At 76.6% G+C, this 2,760-nt stretch carries 4 protein-coding genes; all 4 read right to left on the bottom strand.

Features of this window, described 5'->3' with window-relative positions:
* Nucleotides 1-773 (bottom strand): mycothiol synthase (mshD, locus tag FHE66_RS12710; RefSeq protein ID WP_176554774.1); only part of this gene is annotated, 773 nt, incomplete at its 3' end.
* Nucleotides 773-1,396 carry a hypothetical protein gene (locus FHE66_RS12705; RefSeq protein WP_330998295.1) on the bottom strand — a complete coding sequence of 208 codons (624 nt, stop codon included), beginning with the start codon at nucleotides 1,394-1,396 and terminating at the stop codon, nucleotides 773-775. The genes mshD and FHE66_RS12705, both read right to left, overlap by 1 nt.
* A gap of 190 nt (nucleotides 1,397-1,586) precedes the next feature.
* Nucleotides 1,587-2,240, bottom strand: a complete 654-nt coding sequence (locus FHE66_RS12700; protein WP_139073338.1) for a hypothetical protein — start codon at nucleotides 2,238-2,240, stop codon at nucleotides 1,587-1,589.
* 109 nt (nucleotides 2,241-2,349) lie between these two features.
* Complete coding sequence (locus tag FHE66_RS12695; RefSeq protein WP_139073337.1) at nucleotides 2,350-2,628, bottom strand: hypothetical protein; 279 nt, start codon at nucleotides 2,626-2,628, stop codon at nucleotides 2,350-2,352.
* Nucleotides 2,629-2,760 lie beyond the last annotated feature (132 nt).

The following is a 2,760-nucleotide window of genomic DNA, read 5'->3' as shown; positions in this document are numbered from 1 at the left end:
GTCGCGCGGCGCAGGCCGCGCCGCCGCATCTCCCCCAGCGCGACGGCGGTGAGCCGCCCGCCGAGTCCGCGCCCCTGGGCGTGGGGGGCGACGCCGAGCGCGTAGATCTCCGCGTCCGGCCCCTCGGGCTTGACCCACATGGAGGCGAGCAGTGCCTGCGGCCGGCCCGGCTCGTGGGCGAGCCACAGGAGGGTCGGGTCGAACCAGTCCTCCTGCTCGCGCAGGCGCAGGTCCTCGGCCGTCATCCGGCCCTGCTCCGGGTGGGAGGCGAACGCGGCGGCGTTGAGGGCGACCCAGGCGTCCTCGTCCTGCCCGACGACGAAGGTCCGGACCTCCGCGTCGTCGCCCGTCGCGGGCGGCTCGGCGTCGCCGGGGCCGAGGTCGCGGCCCATCTGCCACAGCTCCCGGGTGACGCGCAGCCCGGCGGAACGGGCGAGCGCCTGCGCGCCCGGGAGGTCGCCGTGGGCCCACAGCGCGACGTCGGGGGCCGCGGCGAGCACGGTGTCGAGCAGCCGGCGGCCCAGGCCCCGGCGCCGGTGGTCGGGGTGGACGCACAGCTCGCCGCTCACGCCGTCCTCGACGCCGTAGCCGAGGAGGGTGTCCCCCTCGGCGAGCCAGTGGTGGCGGTGGCCGGCGGAGCCGTGGCGCACGGCGAGGGTGCTCTCCTCGTTGAGGGGGGCGACGCCGTCGGCGGCGGTGACCTCCGCGGCGAGGCGGAGGACGGCGTCGGGGGTGGCGGGGCCGGTGAGGCCCGTCCCGTGAACGGGCGCCACTAGTCGAGCCGTCCCGCGCGCCACAGCTCGGCGGCACCCTCGAGCTCCTCGGCGGTGCGCAGCAGCGCGGAGGCGCGCCGGGTCAGCGCCCCGGCGAGGTCGTCGTCGCTCACCCAGTCGGCGTCCAGGGCCGAGCCTGTCGCCACAACGCGGAAGAACGCGGCGGCGCGGTCGAGCGCGACGTCGAGGTCCCCCTCGTAGATCCCGGCGAGGACGGCGTCGGCCAGGTCGGCGACGTCGGCGGGTCCGGGCGGTTCGACGACGCCGGCGATGACCCCGGCGACCTCGGCCCGGTGGCGGCCGAGGGTGAAGCGCTCGGCGATCGTGATGGGGTCCGCGCGGACCCACTCGCGCATGAGGTAGAGCCGCCACAGCGCCCCGGGGAGGGTGGTGGGCGGGCTCTGGGCCCACAGCTCGGCGATGGTGTCGAGGCCCTCGGTGTCGACGAGGGCGACGAGACGGGCGAGGAGAGCCGGGTCCTCGGAGCCCGCGCGGCCGCGCTGGACGAGGACCGCGGCGGTCGTGTGGGCTGCCTGCGAGCGCAGCGCCGGGTCGACGTCACCGACGATCCGCTCGGCGGTCTGCGCGTCGAGCATGGCGGGGCGACGGGGCTTGCGGTCCACGGCTCCTCCTCTCCGGCGCTCGCGACGGTCGGTGCACTACCCGCTCGATGCTACGAGATGGCACCCGGCTGTGCTGTGCCGGGAGGCACGTGCGCGCCTGCCCGCGGCGCGATGGCGTTCTCGTGCTCGTCAGGGCACTGCGGGGCCGCCGACGCCCGCGGTCAGGCGCCGGCTCGGTCCAGGGGCCGGCTCAGTCGAGGCGTCCCGCCCGGGCCCGGGCGGCGGCGTCGTCGAGCTCTGCGGCGGTCGCGGTGAGTGCGCCCGTCCGGCCCGTCACCGGCGCGGCGGCCTCCTCGTCGTGCGTCCGCCAGCCCGGGTCGCTCCCGGTGCCGGCGGCGAGGACGCGGAGGAAGGCGGCGGCCTCCTCGAGGAGGCCGGCCAGCTCGGTCTCGTCCGTCCCGGAGAAGAGCTGGGAGAGCCGCTCCCCGAGCACCGTGGGCGCGGGCGCCACGACGGCGTCGCGGGGGTTCTCGACGTCGTCCTCACGGAGCTCGACGGGCGTGGTGTGCTCGGTGCCGCCGCGGAAGCGCGTCGCGATGGTCTCGGGGTCGCGCTCGAGCCAGGCGCGCAGGAGGTAGAGGCGCCACAGCGCACCGGGCAGGGTGCTCGCGGGGCTGCGGGACCACAGGCCGGCGATCTCGTCCAGGCCCTCCGCGTCGATGATCCGACCGACGCGCTCGGCGAGCGGCTCGTCCCCGGCGAGGTGGCTCGGTCCGAAGACCACCGCGTTCGCCGTGGCGTGGGCCGCCTCGGAGGCGAGGGCCGGGTCCGAGTCGCCCCAGATCAGCTCGGCCTCCGCGGGATCGAGGATGGCGGGCCTGCGTGGCCGATCGCGACCGTCCATGTGCTCTTCCCCTCCCCCGGCTCACGCCGGCGTCGTCGTGTCCTCCGATTCTTGCGCAGGCGGAGGCCAGGCGGTGGGCCCAAAGGCACGCGTCGCGCGGGAGACCGGCTCAGCTGGCCTTGCGCAGCGCGAAGCCGATGCCGTCCGGGCCGGTCGAGGCGTCGAGGGTGTGCGCCTCGAGCAGCGGGGAGGCGGCCTCCTCGACGAAGACGCGAGCGCCGTCCTCCTCGATCACCTCGTCGCTGCTCTCCGGCTCCGGGCACAGGCTGAGCTCGACCTGGTCCGCGTCGGGGGTGAGGGTGATTCGCACGCCCCCGGTGTCGGGCAGGCCGGACTGGGAGGTGATCCCGGTGATCGCGGCCTTCGCGTTGTCGGTGAGGTGGAGCATGGCGTGGTTCCCCCGGTCTGGTGGCGGTGCCGCGCGTGGGGATCGGGCCGCACCTCGTCACTCTCTACGGTGAGCAACGATCGGGGAGTCCGCAACTCGGCAAACCCCGTCCGCGGGCGCGACGCGGCGGGC

The sequence above is a fragment of the Georgenia sp. 311 genome (assembly GCF_006151955.1).
GTDB classification, from domain to species: domain Bacteria; phylum Actinomycetota; class Actinomycetes; order Actinomycetales; family Actinomycetaceae; genus Oceanitalea; species Oceanitalea wutianyii.
This window is presented reverse-complemented; position numbering and strand designations above follow the sequence as displayed.

Excerpts from the sequence above, each read along its gene's own strand:
- FHE66_RS12695 (WP_139073337.1), bottom strand. The coding sequence starts at position 2,628 with ATGCTCCACCTCACCGACAACGCGAAGGCCGCGATCACCGGGATCACC.
- FHE66_RS12700 (WP_139073338.1), bottom strand. The coding sequence starts at position 2,240 with ATGGACGGTCGCGATCGGCCACGCAGGCCCGCCATCCTCGATCCCGCG.